The following is a 25,255-nucleotide window of genomic DNA, read 5'->3' as shown; positions in this document are numbered from 1 at the left end:
CGTCCATTTTACATTCATTCTTTATTATAGTGGATAAAAGAGATGCTGTACACTATTAAAGTCAATCGCGTCAAGGCAGCGTTCTATTCACACTTCACTGCTTTCATGTGCGGTATCGCTCTTTCATCCTTTCATTAACAATGGAACGTAACGTGCGATTAAATTAATCCGTTTCAACCTAAATCGCGTGTAAATGGGTTCACTTAATCCCTCGTTCATTTCATCCTTTAACAATATGGATGTCTACGTGGGAGAGATGTCACATTCCACACTCCCGTTTGTTTGAAAGATGCACCTAAACTAAAAAAACAGAAGTATAGACGTCAACTCAACGAAAAAAGAGTTACACTTACTTCTGTTGGTTCCTTTTTATAAATGGTTACAGGGACTGCTGTCTCAACTTTGTTTCTCCAAATCCAGCCTTTATGACTGCGCTATTAAAACTTTATGTGAAGCATTGACACGCCCTTGTTTATCAATTTCAGTGACCTTAACTTTAAGTGTGTCACCGATATTCAACACATCTTCTACTTTGTTAATTCTTTCATTGGCAATTTGTGAAATATGAACTAAGGCATCTTTACCAGGGAATAATTCAACAAACGCGCCAAATTTTTCTATACGCTTCACTTTAGCATCATAAACTTGTCCAACTTCAGCTTCACGAACAATTCGCTCAATCCACTGACGTGCTTGATTAATCATTTCTTGTTCAGTTGAGCCGATATAAACCGTACCATCTTGTTCTATGTCTAATTTAACGCCCGTTGCGTCAATAATTTCATTGATTTGTTTACCACCTGGTCCAATGACATCACGGATTTTTTCAGGTTTAATTTGCATCGTTTCAACTTTAGGCGCATAAGCACTTAATTCTGTTCTCGGTTGATCTATCGTTTGAAGCATATGTTCTAAAATCGCTAAACGACCTTTACGCGCTTGTTCCAATGCTTCTTCAATGACCTCTTTAGTCAATCCGTCTATTTTAATATCCATTTGAATTGCAGTAATCCCTTTTTCAGTTCCCGCTACTTTAAAGTCCATATCTCCAAGGGCATCTTCCATACCTTGAATGTCCGTCAGAATCGTGTAGCTTTCCTCACGAGTGACAAGCCCCATTGCAATACCCGCTACCGGCGCTTTTATTGGCACACCCGCATCCATCAATGCTAATGTGGAACCACAAATAGAAGCTTGCGATGATGAACCGTTTGACTCAAGCACTTCACTGACGATACGCACTGTATAAGGGAATGTTTTCTCATCCGGAATGATATACTTCAATGCACGCTCACCTAACGCACCGTGACCAATTTCACGACGCCCTGGCGCGCGGACTGGTCCCGTTTCACCGACTGAGAAGTTCGGGAAATTATAATGATGCATAAAACGTTTATGTTCTTCCTCACCCAAACCATCTATAATTTGATATTCGGAAATTGAACCTAACGTTAACACAGATAATGCTTGTGTTTGTCCACGTGTAAACAAACCTGAACCGTGTGCACGTGGCAATAAGCCAACTTCTGATGAGAGCGGACGAATTTCATCTGGTTTACGACCATCTGGACGAATTTTTTCATCAGCAATTAAGCGACGAACCTCTTCTTTAATCAAAGTGTTGATGATTTGTCCCACTTCTTTTAATAATGCTTCATTTTCAGGGTCATCTTCGTTTTCGAAATTTGCCAGTACACGTGACTTAATGTCTTCCAAGTTCGCTTCACGTTCTTGCTTATCAAATGTTTGAATTGCAGCGTTTAAGTTTTCATTGTGTGTCATTTCAGTGACTTCGTCGATCAATGCTTGATTTTTTTCTTCTGGAATGAACACTTGTTTTTCTGGTTGTAAATGCGCAATAATTTCTTCTTGGAATGCACATAATCTTTTAATTTCTTCGTGTCCAAATAAAATCGCTTCTAACATTTCGGATTCAGTAATTTCACTTGCACCTGCTTCGACCATGTTGACCGCATCTTTATGACCAGCAACTTCTAAATCTAGGCGTGATTTTTCTCGTTGTTCTACGTTAGGATTGATCACATATTCACCATCTACATAGCCAACATTGACTCCGGCAATCGGTCCTTGGAATGGTATATCCGATACGCTTAACGCCATAGATGAGCCGATCATCGCTGCCATCTCAGGAGAACAATTCGGATCCGCGCTTAACACAATATTTATAATTTGGACATCGTGACGGTAGCCATCTGGGAACAATGGACGTATCGGTCGGTCAATTAAACGTGCCGTCAATGTCGCTTCATCACCTGGACGTCCTTCACGTTTTTTAAATCCTCCAGGAATTTTACCTGCCGCATACATTTTTTCTTCATAGTTTACTGTTAATGGAAAAAAGTCACCATCGCGTGGTTCTTTTGATGCTGTTGCAGTAGATAGTACTACCGTATCTCCATAACGTACGAGCACAGCACCGTTCGCTTGTTTAGCGAGCTGTCCTGTTTCTATTGTTAACGGCTGGTTCGCCCATTCCGTTTTAAAAACCTTCTTTTCTTGAGACATGATCAATCTCCTCTCTTACTTCTTTATACATTTCATAGTCTTTTACATTTCAATTATATCTTACATGCAACTTATTTAATAGTTAAAAAAGGAGCCGGATACGATAAATGTCCCAGCTCCTTCCCCATTATGTCAAAAGCCGTCCCTTAAAATTAACGACGGATACCTAATGACTTAATTAGTTCACGATAACGTTGGATATCTTTGTCACGTAAGTAGTTCAATAAGTGACGACGACGTCCTACCATTTTTAATAAACCACGACGTGAATGGTGGTCTTTTTTATGAATACGTAAGTGATCGTTTAATGCATTGATTTCTGCAGTTAACACTGCGATTTGAACTTCTGGTGATCCCGTATCAGTTTCGTGTGTACGGTATTCTTTAATCAATTCATTTTTACGTTCTTGTGAAATTGCCATTTGTCAATTTCCTCCTTTAATTTTTATAATGCCCTTATCTGAGTGAGGCGTCGGAGTTTCGACCTACCAAGACAAAGGTCTCTTTCTAACCTTGATTAGACTTATATATTATATGATACTTCATCACCAAAATCAACAGCTAAAAGATATTTCGCACGTTCTTTATCCTGATTCATTTGCGCAACAAGTGGATCGATACCAGCAAATTTTAATTCTGGACGCATATAATGATGCCAATACAGTGTAACACGTTCACCATAAATATTTTCTTCGAAGTCAAAAATATTCACTTCAATCACAGCTTGAGGTAAATCATCATGAAATGTCGGCTTCACACCAATATTACATACGCCACGGTAAATTTTCTCACTTGAACCAATCGTTAAGCTTACTGCATATACCCCTAACGTAGGCATCACATAATCATCACTCGGTTCAATATTTGCTGTAGGAAAACCTATCGTCCGTCCTCGTTTTTCGCCTTGTACTACTGTGCCTTTCATTCGATATCGAGAACCCAGTTGCTCATTTGCATACGCTAAGTTCCCCGTCTCCAATGCCTCTCGTATAGCGGTTGTCGAAATTTTTTCACCATTTAATTCTTGTTTACCTACCGTGATGCAATCAAAATATGCTTGGTATTCCTGCAACATGGCCATGTTCCCTTTTCCGAATTTACCAAACGTAAAGTCAAAGCCTGCTATAATTGCACGTGCGTGGTTTTTAACTAAATAGTCATGTATGAACGCATCGGGTGTGACTTCAGCAAAACGAGAAGAGAAGTTTACAACGAGACAATAATCAATCTCTCGCTCTCCAAGTCGTTCGATTTTATCAGCAAGTGGCGTGATATAAGTGGTACGCTTTTGCTCAGGACTTAACACAACTGATGGATGAGGATCAAAAGTCATGACTGCTTTTTTCAACCCTTTTTCCTTTGCCACCTGATCGAGTTTGTCAAACAACGCTTGATGTCCTCTGTGTACACCATCAAAAAAACCTAGCGCCATCGCAACATCCTCTTGAATATACTGTTCAGATTGAATCGGATGTGTAATTTCGATCACTTTCATCATTAAAATCTCCTTTTAATTAAATACCTTTTTCGGTTTGATTTCTTCTTGACGCGACGGATGCACTTCATAAATGGCAAGTACTTCATTCGTCTCCCCATTCAGCATCACGACCTGTGTTTCAAATGGTATTTTAAAATAATCTCTTGAAAACTTTTTTCCATTCTTAATTTTCATTTTATCACTATCGTTCTGAACAACGCACATCGGCAGCCCTTTTAAACCGTACACCATCGGATATAACTTTTCCTGTAACGTTTGCGCCTGATGTGCCGCTTCAATCTCCTCTAAACTTAATGACTGCTCGAGATCAAAACCACCGCTCATCGTTCGTGTTAATAATGACATATGTGCCGGCATGTTCAAAGCACGACCAATATCCGTTGCCAGCGTGCGAATATATGTCCCTTTACCACATTCAACGATGATTGAAAAGCGCGCAGTTTCATTTTCAAATATGAGCTCTGAACATCGCGCAATATGTGAAATATAAATTTGGCGTTCAGGTCGTTGAACGGTTTCACCTCGACGTGCATATTCGTATAATTTTTTACCATTCACTTTAACCGAGGAATACATTGGAGGGACTTGCGTCGTCCATCCTTTAAACGATTGTAGGATGTCATCTACTTGTGAAGCGCACAATGCATCTGGTGCTACAGCTTGACGTGTCAATATGTCGCCCGTTTGATCTTCAGTCGTCGTCGCAATACCTAACGTCACTTCTGCACGATACATTTTACCCATTTCCATGACATAATCGCTCACCTTTGTCGCTTGTCCAATACAAATGGGTAAAACACCGTCTACTTCAGGATCTAGTGTACCGGTATGCCCTATTTTTTTAGTTTTTAAGATTTTTCGCAATTTAAATACGACATCGTGACTCGTTAAACCTCGTGCCTTATACACGGGTAAAATACCATGATACATGAACGTCACTCCTTTCATAAAAAAACTAGGTGACGCGGACTCTACAAATGCAGATTATCTCACGTACCTAGCGCACATTGTTAGTCATTATGATTTAAATTTTGAATCAATTGCTCAATACGGTTACCATATTCAATTGATTCATCATATTCAAATTGTAAGTCCGGTACAATTCTCAGTCGCATGCGTTGTCCGATTTCCGACTTAATAAATCCTTTTGCTTTTTCAAGACCTTTGAACGTCTCTTCACGCGCTTTATCATTACCAAGTACTGTTAAATAAACCTTTGCTAACGATAAATCATTGGTCGGTTTGACATCTGTAATTGTTAAAAAACCAACTCTTGGATCTTTAAGCTTATTATTAATAATGTCCATCAATTCTTTTTTCATTTGTTCGCCTACACGTTCTGCACGCATATTCATCGTATCGCCTCCTCTCATCGTTATTTCGCAACTTAATCCTCAATTACGTATTATAACGGAGAAAAGGATTTGCCGTCAATGAAACAATATAGCCACACGTTTGTGATTACGACATTGTTCAGACACCATAAAGTAAACCAAGTCAAGTTGGGTGACGCACTCAGGCATCACCCATTGACGAAGAGATTATTATGCTTCACGCCTTGTATCATTTTTTATCGCATCCCAATTGACTTAAAACACCGTCGCTTCAACATAAAGCGAAGGTCATAGATTAATATATGGCGCTATTTCCTGGATATTTGTGCTACTTCAATGTATCGACACGACCGAACCACCTCCTCGACACTGTCAAATGCCGATAATTTCTACGGACTAACAACGATGATGTTTGAGGTGAACTTTAAAAATAAAGATTTACGTTAATCTGTTAAATCCTCATTTTATAGATTTCCACAATCTCTTTTGCCAATTCAATGAAACATATAGAGGTCATCAAATGGTCTTGACTGTGTACAACAAGCAATGAAACGTCAAGTTTTTCACCATTTGCTTCTTGTGTTAACATTTTAGTTTGATATTGATGTGCTTCAACAATGTTTTGATCTGCTGCATTTAACAGCTCGATTGCGCTTGTCGTTTCTCCTGTTTTAGCAAGTTGAATCGCTTCCATTGCGTAAGATTTCGCATTACCACTTTTAACAATTAATTGCATCACATTCTCTAAGTTTCGGTCTTCCATTTCTATCACCCAATGATTTCGATGGCCTTTTCCATAACAGCTTGACCATCCATTAATCCATAGTCTGACATATCAATCACACGAAGCGGGATACCTATAGGCTCTAATTTTGCCTTTAATTTTCCTTCTTCATACCTTACTTGTGGTCCTAATAAGACAATATCGATTGTGTTTTGCTCAATCTCTCTTTCAACTTCCGCAACTGAAACCGCATATATTTTAAATTCACCTTCAAAATTTTGTGATGCTTTTTCCATTCGTTGGACTAACATGCTTGTACTCATACCTGCTGCACATGCTAATAGTATCGTTTTCAACATCGTCCCCTCCTTATTTATACGTTGTAAATGTATTACCTTAAAATTGATCGAGACATTTTAGAAGCCGTGTGACGTAAGCCTCTAATTGCTATACCTAATTCAAAAATATTTTCTACTGGAGCCAAACCCCCATAGCCCGCATCTCCAATATGTTGAATATCAACACCGGCCATTTTATTTTGAATGGCAAAATAACGAATTGTTTCTTTTGATGCCCCTTCTTGACTTGTACCAATCGCACTCATCACTAAAGCGCCGTGTGTATGACAGAGTTGAACAACATCGTGAATCATTTCCAAAGTGATTCCTGGCACACAACCTATTGAAGGCACTAAAATGACATCTTCACCAGCCTCGATTAACGTTTTTACTAACTCTAAATTAACCACTGCTTCGTCTACACCCGAGCTGTGCATCTTACCCGCAAAAATCAAACCATTAAAAAGTTGCTTTGCTTGTTTCACACTTTCTACAATCGCTGTATTAGAGACACCGGTACCTGGATTTCCTGTAAAGCATACAAAGTCTACACCCAATTCATTTAACTTTAGTAAAGTCTCATGATTTGCAGTACGACCTTTTTCTAATTCAAATCGGTCATCCATCATATTCACAGTCCCGTCAACAGGCTCTAAATTCACACCTACTGGACGCCCACATAGTTTTTTTAATGATTGAATTGGATGATTCTCGATATCATATAATCCTGCAATATTGACATTAAAAACATCCACTGCATTGAGTAAAATCAAGTCCGCACCAAATGCAGCAGCCATTTCGGCATTGGTGACATCGAAAATCCACGGATCTCTATGTGCCACATTTTCTGATAATACGACACGCCCTTCTGATGCTTTAATACTTTGCTTCAATTCATTTACTGACATCTCAAATACTTCAGAAGTATTTGCACTGATTAATCTTTTTACCATTTTTCAACACCTTCCATCGGTTGATATCATTTAGATTCAAAATAGACAATTTATGCATTGTCTTTTTCTTCTTTAAGATATGATTTTTCTATAGCCGCGTAAAAACCGATATAAATCAATATATCTATCACGATTAATATGAATTGTAAAATAGAGGCTTTGATACTACCTGTCGTTAAAAAACCCGATATAATCGGTGGCATGGTCCATGTTGCTGTTGCTCTAGTATAGGGTAAAAGCCCCATTACAGTCGCAAAATATGCGATAAATAAATTGACCACCGGAGTCAACACAAAAGGAATAAGTAAAAATACATTCAATACGATGGGCAGACCGAACATCGCAGGTTCGTTAATATTGAATAAACCTGGGACAAGTGTGAGAGGTGCTATCGCCTTCGTTCGTTTGCTTGCTCTCTTTCTCCGGGCGATAAGTGTAATTGCAATAACAAGTCCTAATGTCGCACCTCCCCCTCCCATGTAAACATAATTGTCCATAAACGGCTGTGTGAAAATTTCAGTCATCGGTTGTCCCGCTTTATAAGCATCCATATTCGTTTGTAAGTTACCTAACCATACGGGTGCCATAATAGAGTTAACAGCACTACCTCCATTAATGCCGACAAACCAAAATAAGCTGTTTAATGCGACTATCATTGCCGTTCCAAATACCGAACCACCTAAGAAATGAATCGGACCGCCTAATATCGTCGTAATAAGATCATGGGCATTCGGCAAATGAAAAACATCAAGTAACGCATAGACGACTAACCAAAATGTAAGAATGACGACACCTGGAATTAGTGCAACAAACGAACGCGAAACAGCAGGAGGAACACTGTCAGGAAGTTTTATACGAATATCTCGATCAATAAAAAACTTGTAAATATGCGTCGTTGTAAGCGCAATGATAATCGCAGTAAACATTCCTTTAGCCCCTAAATAGCCAATTGTTATCCCTGATATATTCTCTTGCTTGATAAAAGGCGTTACTGTAATAAAAGCACACAATGCAATGATTCCAATTGCAACGCCATCTTGTTGATGTTGTTTGGCATAACTCCAAGCAACCGAAAAACTCGCAATTAATCCTACTAAACTAAAAGTACTTTCCACACCTTTCCACAAATATTGACTCAGACCAATTCGATCTAAATACTCTGGCCAACCTGGAATAGGCAGACTCGCCAACAACATAAATATAGAACCTACAATTGCTAAAATCATCGTTAGCGATAACCCATCACGAATTGCAACTAAAACTTTATTCGTTGAAAACTTAACAGCAAATGGCATGATTTTATTGTCAATGAAATGATTCATACGTATCTCCCTTCAAAATAACTTAAACAATCCGTTTTAAAATCAACCTATATAGGTAAAGCTATCTTTTTAAGCGTTTTAACCGACGCTATTTCTTGATAACACCAGTAAATGAAAACGTTTTCTTGCCTTTATTTTAGAAGTTCATCAAAAGAATTAATATGTTATAATGTGTGAAAAATATGTCAAAAGATATTAAGAGGGATGAGAATGAGAGAGGTTTGGAAACATTTTGATATATCACACGACAACATTGTTATCTCTGAATGTGGCATTCAACAGTTTCTTCCTGAACAAACTTACAGTTACGCAGTCAGTGAAACATTCGTATTACATTATGTAGAGATTGGAAAAGGGATTATTAAAATCAATAACAAAACTTACTATTCAAAAGATTTTAATGGATTTATTTTAAAAAGAGGACAAAGGGTGACATATAAAGGAGATAAAAATATTCCTTGGAAAACGTTTTGGGTCGGTCTTCGCGGTTCAAATTTACAAAACTTTTTAAAAACCAATCAACTGAATAATCAAGATATTTTAAAATTTGAAGATCATAGTCATGCTGTTAATATGATTAAAGACATTTGCTACACCACAAAAGAAAATACGAGACAATCAGATTACTGGTATAAATACAAAACTTATGAATTATTATATTGTTTAGAAAAAGAATTTAAGCAAACAGATTTAATCACTTTAAACAATAACCAAGATATCATCCATCATATTTATGAATATATCTGTAACAATTATACTCAATCTTTAAAAATTGATGACATTGCCCATCGATTCGCTATTAGTAAAAGTCACTTATTTACACAATTCAAACGTAACTACGGAAGAACGCCAAAGCAGTTTATCTTAAAGCTTAGAATTGATAAAGCGACACAAATCTTAAGAGAGACTGACTACCCAATCAATGTTGTCGGCCAAATGGTGGGATTTAACGATTATTTTGTTTTTGAAAAAGCATTCAAAAAAATTGTGAATCGTTCACCTAAAAACTATAGACTCGAGAAATCAATGACTAAAAGAACATAGCATCGCAATCTGCAAATATGTCACATTTAAAATCTACGTTATTCATGTTAAATAATAAAATTTATTTACAATAATAAAAGGAAGAAATTATTCAAAATAAAGATATTGTTTTTGATGACACTGATGAACCAGTAATGATTCCAAGAGTTCTTCTAGCAATCCCTTTTGTGGCTTCAGCTGTTTTTGGAATTTTAGCTAAACAAGGTGTAAAAACTTTTGTAAAATCAATATCTAAACACGCTTTGCAAAGAGCAGGACAAAGAGGTATTACTAAGCATATGATGGCAAACACCTAAAAAATGGTACTAAATACACCGACAAGAAAACAGGAGCTAAAATTTTATACGACAAGAAAACAGGTACTACTTTAGTTATCAAAGGCAACAAAGTTGTGACAACTTATAAGCAAAAGAAACCTAAAAAAGTATGGAGAAAGGGTCATTAATTTGATTTCAAAAAATATAAAACTACAAGATTCTTCGTATGAATCAAGTAATACTTCATTAACCTTAAAACTTAAAAGAATAGAAAATGATGAAGACAGTAAGATTTATTATTTAGACGCTGTACTTGAATTTGAAAATGAAAAAGCTGAAACAGAATTAGCTATTTTTGACTTCGACATTGATTTTCTGAAAAACTTAGAGTATTCGTTCCCTGTAACAGACATTTATTTCACAGAGCCTGATATATCATTGACAGTCATTGACTATGAAAGTGATGAGCTTTGTATATACGTTAACTTAGATTCTGGATTGAATCATAAAAATGAATCTACTGACTCTGGATTGTCAATAAGACTAAATGTAGCAAAGCAAGTATTTGACAACTTTATTAATCAGATTATTTTATTAGAACAAGAGCAATAAATGTAAATATTTAAATTATATTGTTACAGGTTAAAAGTAATTCAAACATAATCGAGTAGGAGAATAGCCATTAATTGACTATTCGTCCTCTCACACCACCGAGCGTACGGTTCCGTACTCGGCGGTTCAATATCTTGCGTAAGCCAACTCTACAAGCTGGGTTAATGGTATTAATCCCCACCTGTAGAGTTGTTTTTATAACTTTAGAAATAGGATTTTAATTATTTCAAGGTTATACGTGAGTGAATATAAAAAACGTACTAAGCAACAAAAAATTGCCACTTAGTACGATATTTCTTCACCAACCGACGTTGACAAACCCGCCGTTATAAAAAACACCCTTTATTTGATTTTAATCAAAACAAAGAGTGTTAATTTTTTATAAATTGATATTTTCGATATATTCCTTCTTTCAGATATCAGTAAGTGTTAATCTCTTATAAGCACAAAACAACGAAAAATAAGTCAATGTGCTATTTTATGAGTTCATATCTCCACTGCTTTCATAAGTCAAAAACCACTTAAATGCGTTGACTGACTTATCTTTCAACCTCTACCATAACGTAAGCTTCAATGATATCGCCTTCCTTGATATCGTTGAATTTTTCAATCGTGATACCACATTCATACCCTTGTGCAACTTCTTTTGCATCATCTTTAAAGCGTTTTAATGTGTCCAGTTCGCCTTCAAACAATACGACACCATCACGTATAATACGAACGTTAGAATCACGCGTAATTTTTCCGTCAATGACATAGCTACCTGCAATTGTTCCCACTTTAGAAACTTTGAATGTCTGGCGTACCTCGGCTTGCCCAATCACTTTTTCTTCAAATTCTGGATCGAGCATCCCTTTCATTGCCGCCTCAATTTCCTCAATGACATTATAAATCACGCGATGTAAACGCATATCTACGTTTTCAGCATCAGCAGCACGTTTTGCCCCTGCATCTGGACGTACATTAAATCCAATAATAATACCATTTGAAGCGTTAGCTAATGTGACATCTGATTCATTAATCGCACCTGTCGCTGTATGAATAATACGTACATTTACACCTTCAACATCAATTTTCATCAACGACGCGGCTAGTGCCTCAACTGAACCTTGTACATCACCTTTAATAATGACATTCAAATCTTTCATTTCACCTTGTTTCATTTGCTCAAACAAGTTATCCAATGAGACATTTTTGCTTTCTTGACGTTGTTGAATAATATTTTCTTGTTCCCGTGCTTCACCAATACGGCGTGCCTTTTTCTCATCTTTAAAGACAACAAAACGATCACCCGCTTGTGGCACGTCGTTTAATCCTGTAATTTCAACCGGTGTCGAAGGACCTGCAGTTTTGATGCGCTTTCCTAAGTCGTTGACCATGGCACGTACTTTACCGTGCGTGTTCCCTACAACGACTGCATCGCCTACATGTAACGTTCCATTTTGAACTAATAAAGACGCGGCTGGCCCTCGTGATTTATCCAATTCTGCTTCAATGACTGTTCCCACAGCAACTTTATCTGGATTTGCTTTTAATTCTTGAACTTCTGAAACTAAAATTAACATTTCAAGCAAATCGTCAATCCCTTCACCATTTAATGCAGAAAGCGGAACAAATATCGTATCTCCACCCCAGTCTTCAGGAATGAGATTATACTCTGTTAACTCCTGCATCACGCGATCTGGATTTGCTGTCGGTTTATCGATTTTGTTCACTGCTACAATAATAGGCACATCTGCTTCTTTTGCATGGTTAATCGCTTCGATTGTTTGTGGCATAACCCCATCATCCGCTGCTACAACTAAAATGGTAATATCTGTGACTTGTGCGCCACGTGCACGCATCGTTGTAAAAGCGGCATGTCCCGGTGTATCTAAGAAAGTGATTTTTTTGCCATTGCTTTCAATTTGATATGCGCCGATATGTTGCGTAATCCCGCCTGCTTCGCCTTCCGTAACACGTGTATTACGAATCGAATCAAGTAGCGTTGTTTTACCATGATCGACGTGCCCCATAATGGTAACAACTGCTGGACGTACAATCGCATCCTCATCCTCTTCGACATCCTCAAAATAAATGGATAAGTCGTTATCGTCTACAACAACTTCTTCTTCAATTTCCACACCATAGTCAGATGCAATCAATTCAAGCGCTTCAACATCTAACGACTGGTTAATGTTCGCCATAATTCCTAATAAGAAAAGTTTTTTAATAATTTCAGATGAATCGACACCTAATTTGTCAGCAAGTTCACCCACTGTAATGCCTTCGGTATACGTGATTTTTGAAGGCATTGCTTTAGGTTCAGCAGGTGGCTTAGGCGCAACATTTTTTTTATTGCCTTTATTATTTTTCTTATTTTGCTTTTGATTATGATTTGAGTTGCCTTTAGGTTTTTGATTTTTACCTTGTTTTTGATTTTTATGGTTTGCTTGCGAATTTTTTTGCTCTTTGTTTTGTTTCGGTGCTTGTTCTTTTTTAAACACTTTATCCAATGCTTTGACTTGATCATCCTCAATCGTTTGCATATGGTTAGAAACTTCCACACCATTTTTCTTTAATTCATCTATTACATCTTTACTTTTAATATTTAACGCTTTGGCGTACTCATATATTCTTTGTTTGCTCATTAAACCACTCCTCACATTATTCATCTATCATTAACATCAACTTTTTTGCAAACCCTTGATCTGTAATCCCCACATTGACGCGTGCACCTTTACCTAGTGCATCTCCTAATTCATGACGGTCACTTACAATTCGATATGGTGTTTGATAGCTCTTACATTTATTAATTATATTGTTCTTTGTATTTTCAGATGCATCACTTGCGATAAGCACCAATTTTAGGCGTTGCTTTTTCACTTCAGTTAATATGACAGATTCACCTGTTTTAACTTTACCCGCTCGCATCGCTAAACCTAAAAAATTCAAAAATTGTTGTTGTGTCATTTTGTTGGTATCTCTTCTCTATAGATAAGGCGAATAATTTCTTTATATACCGGTTCTAAAGTTTCCTCTGATGCTTTGAAATATGCCTCTAACTTGTGCGCTTGTTGTGCTTTTTCAATGCATGCAATATCTTTAGAAACATAGGCACCACGACCTGGCATTTTCCCAGTCACATCTGCTGAAATTTCGCCTTCTTTATTTTTTACGACACGAATCATCTCTTTTTTAGGTTTCATCTCATTAGATAAAATACATTTTCTCATAGGAATTTTTCTCTTTTTCATAAAAATCCCTCCTCGTTCTATTTACTTTCATCCTCTAAGTTTAATGGTTCTTCAGCCAGAATGTCTTCATCTTGTATTGCTGTATCAGCTTCTTGTACACGCTCTGTATTCACGTCCGTCTCTTCACCAATACCCAACGCTTTCGCATCAGTCTCTGATTTAATATCAATTTTCCATCCTGTAAGTTTTGCCGCTAGACGTGCATTTTGACCACGTTTACCAATTGCAAGAGACAATTGATAGTCTGGAACGATAACCGTTGTAGACTGTGTTTCTTCATTCACAATCACATCAATCACTTGTGATGGACTTAAAGCATTGCGTACAAAAACAGTCGGATCGTCACTCCATTGAACAATATCAATTTTTTCTCCACCTAGTTCTGCAACAACGGCTTCAACACGTGCACCTTTCGCGCCGACACAAGCCCCTACTGCATCGATATCCGGATTGTCTGAATACACACTAATTTTAGAACGATCGCCTGCTTCACGCGCGACTGTTTTCACTTCGACTGTCCCTTCAAAAATTTCAGGCACTTCTTGTTCAAAAAGTCGTTTGAGCAATCCTGGGTGGCTACGAGAAACGAAAATTTGTGGACCTTTCGTCGTTTGTTCAACCTTATTTACATAAACTTTAATTCTTGCATTCGGCACGTATGTCTCATTCGGACTACGTTCTGCTTCTGATAATACGGCTTCCGTACGCCCTAAGTTAACGTAAACATAGCGGTGATCCACTCGGTCAATCACACCAGTCATAATATCTTCTTCTTTATCAATGAATTCTTTATATAAGATTTCACGTTCAGCGTCACGTAAACGCTGCATCACCGCTTGTTTTGCTGCTTGTGCACCAACACGACCAAAATCTTTTGGTGTCACGTCTTCTTCGTAAATATCCCCTATTTCATAAGCAGGATTTTTAACTAATGCCGTCGACAAATCAATTTCTTCTCGGTGGTCAAATACTTCTTCAACGACTTCTTTACGTGAAATCACTCGGAAAGAACCACTGTCTAAATTCAATTCAACACGTACATTACGTGCACTGTCATAATTCTTCTTATATGCTGTAATTAATGCGGCTTCAATTGCATCTACTAATACGTCTCTTGGAATTTTTTTCTCTTTCTCTAAATATTCCGTTGCTAATAATAATTCATTACTTTCCACTCATTTTCCTCCTCACATCATTAAAGCATGACTGCATGACGTGCTTTTGCGATTTTATCACGTGGAATCGTGATGTTTTTCGTCTTTGATTTAACTTTAACTTCCATAGTTATCGCTTCATCAGATACTTCTTTTAAATGCCCTAACCATTCTTTGTCACCTTCAATAGGCGCGTATAACGACACAAAAATAGAATGATTTACTGCATTTTGAAAATCTTTATCATTTTTAATTGGACGTTCTGCACCCGGCGATGACACATCTAAATAATAAGCTTGTGGGATTGGGTCATGTTCATCCATCACTTCGCTAATTCGTTCTGATGCAAGTGCGCAATCGTTTAAATCTACGCCACCTGGTTTGTCTATGGCAACGCGTAAATAGTGTTCGCGCCCCTCTTTGGCAAACTCAACATCAACTAATTCAAAGTGAAGTTCGTTAAGGACAGGTTGTATTAATGTTTCAACTTGCTCTGTTACTTTACTCATACGAGCCCCCTTATGACTGACAAACAAACAGAAAAGAGCGGGTCATACCCACTCTTCCTACTTGAGTCTCATTTTATAAGCAATCCTATTATATCATAGATTTACCTTGCGGACAAATTAATCTCTACATATCAAAAATAGACAGTTGCGCTTTATCTGGCATATGCGGTAACGAGCCTAAATCATCAAGATATTCAATGATTTTTTGAGAGACGCCCGCCTTTTTATTTAAATCTTCTTTAGATAAGAATGGACCTTCTTCACGTGCTTCTACAATACGTTTTGCTACGTTCTCACCCAGCCCTGGCACTGCTACAAATGGAGGGATTAATGTATCGCCTTCTATAATAAATTCATAGGCTTGACTCTTTTCTAAATGAACAGGTTGCATACGATAACCTCGATGCGCCATTTCATTCATAATTTCTAACACAGTCAAGACATCTTTTTCTTTCTTTCCTAAATCCATGTGTCGAGCATACATGTCTTTCACTGTAGCTCGGATACTTTCTTTATCTTTAACCATGGTCATTAAATCAAAGTCTGAGGCTCTCACTGTGAAATAACTCGCGTAATAATAGAGCGGATGATGCACTTTAAAATACGCAATACGAACTGCCATTAACACATATGCCGCGGCATGTGCTTTTGGGAACATATATTTAATTTTTTTACAAGAATCCATATACCAATCCGGTACATTGTTTTCTTTCATGACCGCTTCAAATTCTTCAGTAAGTCCTTTACCTTTACGAACCGCTTCCATAATTTTAAATGCAACAGATGGCTCTAAACCAGCGTACATTAAATACACCATAATATCATCACGACAACCGATACAACTGGATAGTGTACAAATACCATTACGAACCAGTTCTTGCGCATTACCCAACCATACATCCGTTCCGTGTGATAGACCTGAAATTTGAACGAGCTCTGAAAAAGTCGTTGGTTTTGTATCTTCTAACATTTGTCGAACAAACCCCGTACCAAACTCAGGGACACCAAATGTACCTGTTTTTGACATAATTTCCTCTTCTGTCACACCTAATGCTTCGGGCGAACTAAATATCCCCATTGTCTTTTTGTCATCCACAGGGATTGTTTTAGGATCGATGCCAGATAAATCTTGTAGCATCCGGATCATTGTAGGATCATCGTGTCCGAGAATGTCCAGTTTTAATACATTGTCATGAATCGAATGGAAATCAAAATGTGTCGTCATCCAACTTGAATTTTGAGCATCAGCCGGGTATTGAATCGGTGTGAAATCAAAGATATCCATATAATCCGGTACAACGATAATGCCTCCAGGATGCTGTCCAGTGGTACGCTTAACGCCTGTACATCCTTTCACTAGACGATCCACTTCGGCGCCTCGTTTATGAATGCCTTGATCATTTAAATACCCTTTAACAAAACCAAATGCTGTTTTTTCAGCAACCGTACCAATCGTACCCGCACGGTAAACATAATCTTCACCAAATAATACTTTTGTATAATTGTGTGCTTGAGGTTGATACTCACCACTAAAGTTTAAATCAATATCTGGCACTTTATCCCCTTTAAAGCCAAGAAACGTTTCAAACGGAATGTCCTGCCCTTCTTTAATCATTTCTGTACCACATTCACACACTTTGTCAGGCAAATCAAAACCAGAACCGACTGATCCATCATTAAAAAATTCGCTTTTTTTACATTTTGGACAAATATAATGTGGCGGTAGCGGGTTCACTTCTGTAATCTCGGTCATTGTCGCAACAAAGCTCGAACCGACTGATCCTCGAGAACCAACAAGATAACCATCTTCCAGTGATTTTTTAACCAACCGTTGTGAAATTAAGTAAATAACAGCAAATCCATTGCCGATAATACTTTCTAATTCTTTTTCTAACCGATCGATAACAATTTGTGGTAAATCCTCACCGTACAATTGTTTCGCATTTCGATAACTCATTTCACGGATTTCTTCATTTGCGCCGTCCATATTTGGTGTATAAAGCTTATCTTTGATTGGAACAACTTGATCAATACGATCTGCTAATGCGCGTGTATTTTCAACAACGATTTGATGCGCGCGTGCCTCACCTAAAAAATGGAACGCATCTAACATTTCATCTGTCGTTCTAAAATGTGCTTCAGGGAGTGTCGAACGATTCAGTGGATTCCCCGGTTGAGATGCAATTAAAATACGTCGAGCAATGCCGTCATGCTCATGTAAATAATGTGCATTTCCCGTAGCAATCACAGGGATTTGATTCGTTTCACCTACTTTTAAAATCCGTTCATAAATCTCGAGTAATGTGGCATGATCACGAATTAACTCCCGGTCAAGTAAGTCTTGGTATAAGGCCGGCGGTTGAATTTCAATATAGTCATAATATTTGGCAATGCGTTCAACTTCTGACTGATCCCGTTGCATAACCGCTGTGAAGACTTCTCCTTCATCACACGCCGTCCCTATCAGTAAACCTTCTCGATGTGCATCTAATACAGATCTCGGAATTCTAGGTGTACGATAGTAGTATTTCACGAGTGATGCACTGACAATTTTGAATAAATTTTTCAAGCCCGTTTGATTTTGAACAATAATTGTCACGTGTTGTGGACGCGCTCTTTTGTATGCATCTTCGTTCGATAATTTTTGATTAATCTCTTGATGATTGTGGACATCTAATGCTTTTAATTGCGCTAACATTTTCATAAAAATATATGCTGTTGTTTCAGTATCATAAATCGCACGGTGATGTTGCGTTAACTCGACGCCATATTTTTTAGCTAAAAAGCTTAAACCATGCTTGCCATAGCTCGTATTAATCGTACGAGAGAGTTCAAGCGTGTCAATGACGCCGTTTGTGGATGGACCAAAACCTAATCTTTCATAGCCTGTATCAATAAAACCCATATCAAATGACGCATTATGTGCGACAAAAATCGCATCTCCAACCCATGCTTTAAATTCCGTTAACACGGTCTCAATCTCAGGTGCATCTTTTAACATATCATCAGAAATATGCGTTAAATTTTTTATCGTCTCCGTTAACTTCTCATGTGGATTACTAAAACGTTCGAATTTGTCTATAATTTCACCATTTTTTAATTTAACGGCCGCTAATTCGATAATTTTGTCGTATTGGTTCGATAACCCCGTCGTTTCAACATCGAAGACGACATATGTTGCATCTTGTAATGCTACATCAGTCGGATGATATGCAATAGGGACACCGTCATCGACAAGCATACCTTCCATACCATAAATCATTTTAATCCCGTGCTTCTCAGCAGCGGCATGCGCGTCAGGATATGCTTGTACAACATTATGGTCTGTAACTGCGATGGCTTCATGCCCCCATTGTGCCGCTTGAGCCACATAATCACCGATATGCGTGACGCCATCCATTTGACTCATCGTTGTATGTAGGTGGAATTCAACACGCTTTTCTTTCGCCTTATCCATTTTAGGTGTTTTTTTGATTGCTTCTATATCCGTCATCATCATCACTAAATCGCGAATGAACATGTCTTCTTCAATTCGACCTTGTGCACGAATCCATGTACCTTCTTTTAACGATTTAAAATGCTCTAAATCGTCTTTATTTTTACGCGTAAACATTTTTAGTACGAGCGAATCAGTATAGTCTGTAACTTTAAGTTCAACGATGTGACGACCACTTTTCAACTCTTTTAAGTTGATATCGAAAATAACACCTTCAATCGCCACTTTAAACTCTTCTTCAATAATTGATTCAATAGGGCGTACCTGCTCAATCTGAATGGGTTTGCCGATTTGACAACGTTCAACAGTGATTCCGTCTTGTTGTTGCGTGCGTTGTTCTTTCATTTTTTCAATTTTAGCTGTCGCCTCACGTGCACTTTGTTCATCCTCTTCCTGAATATGTGCTTCTAAAGAGGCTAAGTCATCATCATGTCGCCCTTCATCTGTTTCAAAAATGACCTTTTGTACATTAAAACCGCAACGTTGCATGGCCTGCACTAAACTACCGTTGCAGACTTTATGGAAGTGACTGCCTTCAATATCGTTTTGTACGAGTATTTTCACCACGTCACCCGACATCACAATACGCTTTTGTTTTAATTGACCTTTCACTTTAGAAGACAAACGGGTCTGATCAATACAATCTCCGATATACTTCAACAAATGTTCGTCTTGATGCGACACATCACTCACTGTAATTTTCCAATCCACTTGTGCAATATGTTGGAATGTTTCTTGCATAGCATGTGTAAAAACAGCATAGTCTTCATACTTCAATAATCGTGGCAATTGAATATGAAACGTCCATTTTCGCGATTTTTCTGATACATCTACACGTGTCAAACACCCCTGTTCAACAAAGTCCTGTTCAAAATGGTCTATCATATTGATCTGTTGAAGAAGAATCTTAAATTTTTCCTGCTTCTGTAATGTCACATTTCTAACCACCTTATTTGTATTACCGTGTGTCCTTGGTTGATGTTAAGGCGCAAACATAAAAGTACGCCACTTCAATTGCTTTTGGGATAAGAGACTCGGACATTGGGCCGTGCTTGTTATGTCGAAAGCTTGCAAATCTGTCTCGTTCTTTTGTCATTCTGATTAAAGCTCGCTCTACTCAACCACTGCTTTGCGACAACACCCTATTCTCTGTCCTCCATATAAAAAGCCAAGATTCTCTCTCGGCTTTTTAATGTGATGAAAGTCAGGTTGCCCGAGCCCTTGATTCAGTTTCAGACATTCTATCCCAGTCCATTCATCATGTTCAACGATTAATCGTATTATAACAAATTCATCGCGACTTGTTATTTAATTTGTTCATTTAATCTTTCAAGATGAGAAATCAATGCATCGACATGCACATCTTCACTTTCACCATTGTCACGTCGTTTGACTTCCACTATTCCTTCTTCTGCATTTTTTCCAACCACAATACGGACAGGTATACCAATTAAATCTGCATCATTAAATTTGACACCCGCACGTTCATTTCGGTCATCATATAACACATCATAGCGTGACGTTAATGTTTGATTAATTTGATCTGCACAATCTCGTTGCGCCTCTTTTTTATGATTCACAGTAATGAGATGCACATCAAATGGTGTCACTGATTTTGGCCAAATGATGCCGTTATCGTCATGATGTTGCTCGATAATTGCACTCAATGTTCTGGACACACCGATACCGTAACATCCCATCAATAAATTTTGTTCACGTCCCTGTTGATTGAGTACTGTGGCATGCATCGACTCAGAATACTTTTCGCCAAGTACAAAAACTTGTCCAACTTCTATACCTTCTGCAAATTTCGCCGGTCCTGAACCATCAGCAAGTGGTTCACCTTCTAGGATAAACCGGAAATCGCCATATTCATCAATATTAAAGTCACGTCCAACATTCGCATTAATAAAATGGTAACCATCTTCATTCGCACCAATTGTCATATTACAAACTGACTTTACAAACTGATCTGCATAAATTTTTACCTCTCTATTTGTAATTGGACCTAATGAACCCGGATACGCGCCTAATAAATTGCGGATCTCTTCATCACTCGCCATTGAAACGTCATCAGTTTTAAAATAATACTTCAATTTAACTTCATTCACTTCATGATGCCCACGCATTAATAAGAGGATCAACTCGCCATTGACTTTAAAGACCATTGTTTTAATGATCTCTTCTACTGACTTCCCTAAATATTCAGCGAGTGCTTTGACCGTTTTAATATTCGGTGTCTCTATTTTTTCTAATGGTTGATGCGCTTCATCTGTTGAAGGCGTCTCGTAATATGTGACATCTGCTTTTTCAATATTTGCGGCATAGTCACTTTGTTCACTATACACAATCGTATCTTCACCAATTTTACTGAGTGCTTGGAATTCATGCGTGTGATTCCCACCAATGGCACCTGAATCTGCAAGTACAGGTCTCACATTTAAACCAACACGTGCAAAAATCGCTTGATATGCACTATACATATCTTGATACGTTTCCATTAACGATGCCTCATCTGTATGGAATGAATAGGCATCTTTCATCATAAATTCACGTCCACGTAACAAACCAAAACGAGGTCTTTTTTCATCACGAAACTTAGTTTGAATTTGGAACAATGTTAAAGGGAGTTGTTTATATGATCGTAATTCATCACGAACAAGTGCAGTGACGACCTCTTCATGCGTTGGACCTAACGCGAATTCACGTTGATGTCTATCATGTAGACGCATCAATTCTTGTCCATACGCATCCCAACGGCCGGACTCTTTCCAAAGCTCTGCTTGTTGCAATACAGGCATGACGACCTCTACCGCATTGATTCGCTCCATCTCCTCCCTTATAATCGCTGCAATTTTATTGATGACGCGTGTTGCAATCGGTAAATAACTGTATACCCCTGCAGCATTTTGCTTAATTAAACCCGCTTTTAGCAAGAGCTGATGGCTTGTTGCCTCAGCTTCTGCGGGCGTTTCTCTTAAAGTTGGAATAAACATTTTTGATTGTTTCATTCTTGATTGTACCTCCCATTCTTATTATAAGAAATAACGTTGAATATCATTCCAAGTCACTAAAACCATAATGATAAGTACGAAGATTGCACCCGCAGCAATAATGATCGTCTCGGCTTTTTTATTTGCAGGTTTTCTAAAAATGGCTTCGTAAATGACGAATAAAATACGTCCACCATCTAGTGCAGGAATTGGCAATAAATTCATAATCCCTAAGTTCACACTAAGAATCGCCGTCCATCTGATTAAATTGATAATCCCTGTTTGTACGACGGTATCAACATTTTTATAAATACCGACCGGGCCATTGAGCATATCAAAACTGAATGAACCTGTAAAAATACTACCAATCATACTAATGACAGCAACAAAAATGACTTTTCCGAAACGTACGGTTTCTTCAATACCGAATATCAACGGTTCAAAAATTGAACGCTCCTTCATAGGAATAAATCCAAGTTGAAAGTCTGTCTCTTTTTTCGTTTTTGTTGTTTGTATTTCTACTTTTTTGGGTGAAAAAGTTTTGTTAATGACTTTTCCGTCTCGTTCAATTTTAATCGATGTCGACGCACCATTCGTTTCACTTAGCCGTTTTTTGACATCTGCAAAACGATTGATTTCATGTCCGTCGATTGCTTTAATGATATCCCCATGTTGTAAGCCAATTTTTGCTGCTGGTGAATTGTCAGCCACTTGGTCAATTTTCGGAACAGGCGCGCCTTCATAGTAAGCCAAACCAATTAATAATGCGAATGCTAATAAGAAATTAAATAATGGGCCTGCAAATAATGTTAAAAACTTTTGGTAAGGTTTTTTATGCGTAAATTGACGATGACGTGGTGCAATTTGAATTAAACTACCATGTTGCACGAAATAAGCTTTTTCAGCAATGTTAAAGTGATGCCGTTCATGATCATCAGCTGCCACACCTTCAATGTACAATCCTTCAGTTAAATCGACTTTCTTAACTTCTAAAGCTTCAATTTGTTGGAATTTATGTTGATCATCTAAAATAATATGTGTCACTTCACCGGCGTCATTCACTTTAATTCGAACATGCATCCCCGGTTGCACGGGGCTTTCTTCCATTCCATCACCAGCCATACGAACATAACCGCCTACGGGCAACAATCGAATCGTATAAAGCGTTTCGTTTTTACGGAAGCTAAAGATTTTGGGTCCCATACCGATCGCAAACTCTGGACACATAATACCTGCGCGTTTCGCAAAATACATATGACCAAACTCATGTACAAATACGAGGACACCAAAGACGATAATAAATGCAATAAGTGTGATTAACACAGTATCTTACACCTCATATTCTTTTGATTTATAATAGGAATCTAATTCTAAAATTTGTTCTAGCGTTGGATTTTGAATCGCGCGATGTGCCGACATTTCTCGTTCTATCATTCGCTCAATGTCTAAAAAAGCGATTTCATGATTTAAAAACTTAGCGACTGCAACTTCATTAACCGCGTTAAGCACCACCGGCATTGTCCCCCCAATTCTCAACGCTTCATATGCATATTTTAAACAACGATAGCGCTCAAAGTCCATTGGTTTGAAATTCAATTGTGCCACTTCTGCAAGGTTGAGCGAAGGCGCTCGATGTTCGATACGGTCCGGATACGTAAATGCATATTGGATTGGCATCCGCATATCAGGTGTGCCCAATTGTGCCATCACACTTGTATCAATAAATTCAACCATTGAATGAATAATGCTCTCTTTATGTAAAACCGTTTGTATTTGATCAATCTCTAAATCAAACAACCATTTGGCTTCAATCACTTCAAATCCTTTATTCATCATTGTCGCGGAATCAATAGTTATTTTATCCCCCATAGACCAATTTGGATGATTTAAGGCATCTTCCACCGTCACTGTTGCTAATTGTTCTCGTGTCAAATCACGAAATGAGCCACCACTCGCTGTGATAACAACGTTTTTAACTTTGTGTAACGCTTCACCATTTAAACATTGGAAAATGGCAGCATGTTCAGAATCAACTGGTAAAATATGAACCCCGTATTGGCGCGCATGTGCCATCACCAGTTCCCCCGCAACAACTAAGGTCTCTTTATTGGCTAATGCAATATCTTTACCTGCTTCAATCGCTTTCATAGTCGGTTCCAGGCCAACACTTCCGATCAAAGCATTAAGTACTAAATCACTGTTGCCATATGTTGCAACCTCGATTAACCCTGCGTGACCACTCACAATATTGGGATGGTACGCTGTTAATGATTCAACATCACTTTCATTTTGAACAGCAACAATTTCAGGGTTAAATTTACGAATGACTTCTTTTGCAAAATCAATATTTTTACCTACCGTGAAAGCAATTAAATTAAATGATTCTGGATGGCGTTCAATGACATCAATGGCTTGTTGTCCAATAGAACCTGAAGCACCTAATATTGCGATGTTTTTCATTTATTTTCACTTCTCTTTACATTTGAATTAAGAAAATATTCATTAAAGGTAAGACGAACATAAAACTATCGAAGCGGTCTAAAATACCACCATGCCCCGGTAACAGTCGTCCTGAATCTTTGACACCAAAATGGCGTTTAAACCCTGACTCTACCAAGTCCCCTAATTGACCAAATACACTGAGTATAAGCGTAATCAGTAATAGCCAACCCATTGAATAGTCAAAATCGATGAACATCATAAAAACGAGAGGGACGATTAGACTGCAAATCAATCCCCCAATAAAGCCTTCAATCGTTTTGTTCGGACTGATGACCGGCCATAATTTATGTTTGCCAAAAAGACGTCCAAAAATATACGCCCCCGTGTCTGTTAACCATACAATCAGCAAGCCAAATAAAATAAAATGCAAACCTGCTTCTCGTGTTTCATAAAAATACATAAACCCGATTCCAACGTAAGCGACAGACATCAAACAAAAAGCAGAGTCCATAAAACTAAATCTGTTTTTTGACATCACTGTATAACTTAATATAATAAAACTCAACGCAATTAAAGATTTTTGCTGTAAGATAGCCACCCAATCTCCAAATCCCTGAGGAAGCATGATAATCATTAAAGCAAGTGCGCTAATGAGTCCGGGTATTGACAAAAATTGAATTCGATTCATATTTAATAGCTCTTTTAAAGCAATTAAAGCGAGTAGAAATGTAAAATACATCCACGTTGCGCCACCAATAAGTAATATCGGTAAAAAAACAATTAATGCCACTATCGTTGTGATTGTTCTAACCTTCAT

22 protein-coding genes are annotated in these 25,255 nt (G+C 37.8%); 3 read left to right on the top strand and 19 right to left on the bottom strand.

The window, feature by feature from the left end; genetic code table 11:
* Positions 1-423: 423 nt before the first annotated feature.
* From pnp to B5P37_RS10515, 9 genes are all read right to left on the bottom strand, one after another.
* On the bottom strand, positions 424-2,526 hold the full coding sequence (pnp, locus tag B5P37_RS10555) for a polyribonucleotide nucleotidyltransferase (protein WP_085238173.1): 2,103 nt from the start codon (positions 2,524-2,526) through the stop codon (positions 424-426).
* A 152-nt stretch (positions 2,527-2,678) separates the two neighbouring features.
* A complete protein-coding gene (rpsO, locus tag B5P37_RS10550) occupies positions 2,679-2,948 on the bottom strand; it encodes a 30S ribosomal protein S15 (protein WP_019167813.1) in 270 nt (89 codons plus the stop codon).
* 101 nt (positions 2,949-3,049) lie between these two features.
* Positions 3,050-4,021 (bottom strand): riboflavin biosynthesis protein RibF, encoded by a 972-nt coding sequence (ribF, locus tag B5P37_RS10545; RefSeq protein ID WP_085238172.1) that lies wholly within the window; start codon positions 4,019-4,021, stop codon positions 3,050-3,052.
* A 15-nt stretch (positions 4,022-4,036) separates the two neighbouring features.
* The gene (truB, locus tag B5P37_RS10540) at positions 4,037-4,954 is read right to left on the bottom strand and encodes a tRNA pseudouridine(55) synthase TruB (RefSeq protein WP_085238171.1); all 918 of its coding nucleotides are present in this window, start codon (positions 4,952-4,954) and stop codon (positions 4,037-4,039) included.
* A gap of 80 nt (positions 4,955-5,034) precedes the next feature.
* Positions 5,035-5,379: a 30S ribosome-binding factor RbfA gene (rbfA, locus tag B5P37_RS10535; RefSeq protein WP_085238170.1), complete on the bottom strand. Its 345-nt coding sequence runs from the start codon at positions 5,377-5,379 to the stop codon at positions 5,035-5,037.
* A gap of 430 nt (positions 5,380-5,809) precedes the next feature.
* Complete coding sequence (locus tag B5P37_RS10530; protein WP_085238169.1) at positions 5,810-6,121, bottom strand: PTS sugar transporter subunit IIA; 312 nt, start codon at positions 6,119-6,121, stop codon at positions 5,810-5,812.
* A gap of 5 nt (positions 6,122-6,126) precedes the next feature.
* Positions 6,127-6,438: a PTS sugar transporter subunit IIB gene (locus B5P37_RS10525; protein ID WP_085238469.1), complete on the bottom strand. Its 312-nt coding sequence runs from the start codon at positions 6,436-6,438 to the stop codon at positions 6,127-6,129.
* 35 nt (positions 6,439-6,473) lie between these two features.
* Positions 6,474-7,373 carry a DUF7916 family protein gene (locus B5P37_RS10520; RefSeq protein ID WP_085238168.1) on the bottom strand — a complete coding sequence of 300 codons (900 nt, stop codon included), beginning with the start codon at positions 7,371-7,373 and terminating at the stop codon, positions 6,474-6,476.
* 50 nt (positions 7,374-7,423) lie between these two features.
* Positions 7,424-8,695, bottom strand: coding sequence for a PTS sugar transporter subunit IIC (locus B5P37_RS10515; protein WP_085238167.1), 1,272 nt, complete (start codon positions 8,693-8,695; stop codon positions 7,424-7,426).
* Between the two features lie 210 nt (positions 8,696-8,905).
* On the opposite strand from B5P37_RS10515, the gene B5P37_RS10510 reads away from it, so the two are divergent.
* The 3 genes from B5P37_RS10510 (at position 8,906) to B5P37_RS10505 (ending at position 10,608) form a co-directional block, all read left to right on the top strand.
* Positions 8,906-9,739 carry an AraC family transcriptional regulator gene (locus B5P37_RS10510; RefSeq protein WP_169710811.1) on the top strand — a complete coding sequence of 278 codons (834 nt, stop codon included), beginning with the start codon at positions 8,906-8,908 and terminating at the stop codon, positions 9,737-9,739.
* A gap of 134 nt (positions 9,740-9,873) precedes the next feature.
* Positions 9,874-10,035 carry a hypothetical protein gene (locus B5P37_RS12000; RefSeq protein ID WP_169710809.1) on the top strand — a complete coding sequence of 54 codons (162 nt, stop codon included), beginning with the start codon at positions 9,874-9,876 and terminating at the stop codon, positions 10,033-10,035.
* A 150-nt stretch (positions 10,036-10,185) separates the two neighbouring features.
* Positions 10,186-10,608 (top strand): hypothetical protein, encoded by a 423-nt coding sequence (locus B5P37_RS10505; RefSeq protein WP_085238165.1) that lies wholly within the window; start codon positions 10,186-10,188, stop codon positions 10,606-10,608.
* Positions 10,609-11,147: 539 nt separating this feature from the next.
* Here the strand turns inward: B5P37_RS10505 and infB are convergent.
* The 10 genes from infB to B5P37_RS10455 all read right to left on the bottom strand — a co-directional run bounded on the left by infB (position 11,148) and on the right by B5P37_RS10455 (position 25,255).
* Positions 11,148-13,238, bottom strand: coding sequence for a translation initiation factor IF-2 (gene infB, locus B5P37_RS10500; protein WP_085238164.1), 2,091 nt, complete (start codon positions 13,236-13,238; stop codon positions 11,148-11,150).
* 16 nt (positions 13,239-13,254) lie between these two features.
* Positions 13,255-13,560, bottom strand: coding sequence for a YlxQ family RNA-binding protein (locus B5P37_RS10495; protein ID WP_085238163.1), 306 nt, complete (start codon positions 13,558-13,560; stop codon positions 13,255-13,257).
* Positions 13,557-13,844 (bottom strand): RNase P modulator RnpM, encoded by a 288-nt coding sequence (gene rnpM / locus B5P37_RS10490; RefSeq protein ID WP_085238162.1) that lies wholly within the window; start codon positions 13,842-13,844, stop codon positions 13,557-13,559. Before rnpM ends, B5P37_RS10495 begins: the two co-directional genes overlap by 4 nt.
* Positions 13,845-13,861: 17 nt before the next feature.
* Complete coding sequence (gene nusA, locus B5P37_RS10485) at positions 13,862-15,019, bottom strand: transcription termination factor NusA (protein WP_085238161.1); 1,158 nt, start codon at positions 15,017-15,019, stop codon at positions 13,862-13,864.
* Between the two features lie 20 nt (positions 15,020-15,039).
* Positions 15,040-15,507: a ribosome maturation factor RimP gene (gene rimP / locus B5P37_RS10480; RefSeq protein ID WP_085238160.1), complete on the bottom strand. Its 468-nt coding sequence runs from the start codon at positions 15,505-15,507 to the stop codon at positions 15,040-15,042.
* Positions 15,508-15,631: 124 nt separating this feature from the next.
* Positions 15,632-19,888, bottom strand: a complete 4,257-nt coding sequence (locus B5P37_RS10475) for a PolC-type DNA polymerase III (protein WP_425319125.1) — start codon at positions 19,886-19,888, stop codon at positions 15,632-15,634.
* 419 nt (positions 19,889-20,307) lie between these two features.
* On the bottom strand, positions 20,308-22,014 hold the full coding sequence (locus tag B5P37_RS10470) for a proline--tRNA ligase (protein ID WP_085238158.1): 1,707 nt from the start codon (positions 22,012-22,014) through the stop codon (positions 20,308-20,310).
* 24 nt (positions 22,015-22,038) lie between these two features.
* Positions 22,039-23,319, bottom strand: coding sequence for an RIP metalloprotease RseP (gene rseP, locus B5P37_RS10465; protein ID WP_085238157.1), 1,281 nt, complete (start codon positions 23,317-23,319; stop codon positions 22,039-22,041).
* Positions 23,320-23,325: 6 nt separating this feature from the next.
* Complete coding sequence (gene dxr, locus B5P37_RS10460) at positions 23,326-24,456, bottom strand: 1-deoxy-D-xylulose-5-phosphate reductoisomerase (protein WP_085238156.1); 1,131 nt, start codon at positions 24,454-24,456, stop codon at positions 23,326-23,328.
* 16 nt (positions 24,457-24,472) lie between these two features.
* Positions 24,473-25,255 (bottom strand): phosphatidate cytidylyltransferase, encoded by a 783-nt coding sequence (locus B5P37_RS10455; RefSeq protein WP_085238155.1) that lies wholly within the window; start codon positions 25,253-25,255, stop codon positions 24,473-24,475.

Source organism: Staphylococcus lutrae (assembly GCF_002101335.1).
In the GTDB taxonomy this organism is placed as follows: Bacteria; Bacillota; Bacilli; order Staphylococcales; family Staphylococcaceae; genus Staphylococcus; species Staphylococcus lutrae.
This window is presented reverse-complemented; position numbering and strand designations above follow the sequence as displayed.

Excerpts from the sequence above, each read along its gene's own strand:
- rnpM (WP_085238162.1), bottom strand. The coding sequence starts at position 13,844 with ATGAAAAAGAGAAAAATTCCTATGAGAAAATGTATTTTATCTAATGAG.
- ribF (WP_085238172.1), bottom strand. The coding sequence starts at position 4,021 with ATGAAAGTGATCGAAATTACACATCCGATTCAATCTGAACAGTATATT.
- B5P37_RS10455 (WP_085238155.1), bottom strand. The coding sequence starts at position 25,255 with ATGAAGGTTAGAACAATCACAACGATAGTGGCATTAATTGTTTTTTTA.
- B5P37_RS10470 (WP_085238158.1), bottom strand. The coding sequence starts at position 22,014 with ATGAAACAATCAAAAATGTTTATTCCAACTTTAAGAGAAACGCCCGCA.
- B5P37_RS10495 (WP_085238163.1), bottom strand. The coding sequence starts at position 13,560 with ATGACACAACAACAATTTTTGAATTTTTTAGGTTTAGCGATGCGAGCG.
- rpsO (WP_019167813.1), bottom strand. The coding sequence starts at position 2,948 with ATGGCAATTTCACAAGAACGTAAAAATGAATTGATTAAAGAATACCGT.
- infB (WP_085238164.1), bottom strand. The coding sequence starts at position 13,238 with ATGAGCAAACAAAGAATATATGAGTACGCCAAAGCGTTAAATATTAAA.
- B5P37_RS10510 (WP_169710811.1), top strand. The coding sequence starts at position 8,906 with ATGAGAGAGGTTTGGAAACATTTTGATATATCACACGACAACATTGTT.
- B5P37_RS10520 (WP_085238168.1), bottom strand. The coding sequence starts at position 7,373 with ATGGTAAAAAGATTAATCAGTGCAAATACTTCTGAAGTATTTGAGATG.
- rbfA (WP_085238170.1), bottom strand. The coding sequence starts at position 5,379 with ATGAATATGCGTGCAGAACGTGTAGGCGAACAAATGAAAAAAGAATTG.
- B5P37_RS10475 (WP_425319125.1), bottom strand. The coding sequence starts at position 19,888 with ATGATAGACCATTTTGAACAGGACTTTGTTGAACAGGGGTGTTTGACA.
- pnp (WP_085238173.1), bottom strand. The coding sequence starts at position 2,526 with ATGTCTCAAGAAAAGAAGGTTTTTAAAACGGAATGGGCGAACCAGCCG.
- B5P37_RS12000 (WP_169710809.1), top strand. The coding sequence starts at position 9,874 with ATGATTCCAAGAGTTCTTCTAGCAATCCCTTTTGTGGCTTCAGCTGTT.
- B5P37_RS10530 (WP_085238169.1), bottom strand. The coding sequence starts at position 6,121 with ATGGAAGACCGAAACTTAGAGAATGTGATGCAATTAATTGTTAAAAGT.
- dxr (WP_085238156.1), bottom strand. The coding sequence starts at position 24,456 with ATGAAAAACATCGCAATATTAGGTGCTTCAGGTTCTATTGGACAACAA.
- rimP (WP_085238160.1), bottom strand. The coding sequence starts at position 15,507 with ATGAGTAAAGTAACAGAGCAAGTTGAAACATTAATACAACCTGTCCTT.
- truB (WP_085238171.1), bottom strand. The coding sequence starts at position 4,954 with ATGTATCATGGTATTTTACCCGTGTATAAGGCACGAGGTTTAACGAGT.
- B5P37_RS10515 (WP_085238167.1), bottom strand. The coding sequence starts at position 8,695 with ATGAATCATTTCATTGACAATAAAATCATGCCATTTGCTGTTAAGTTT.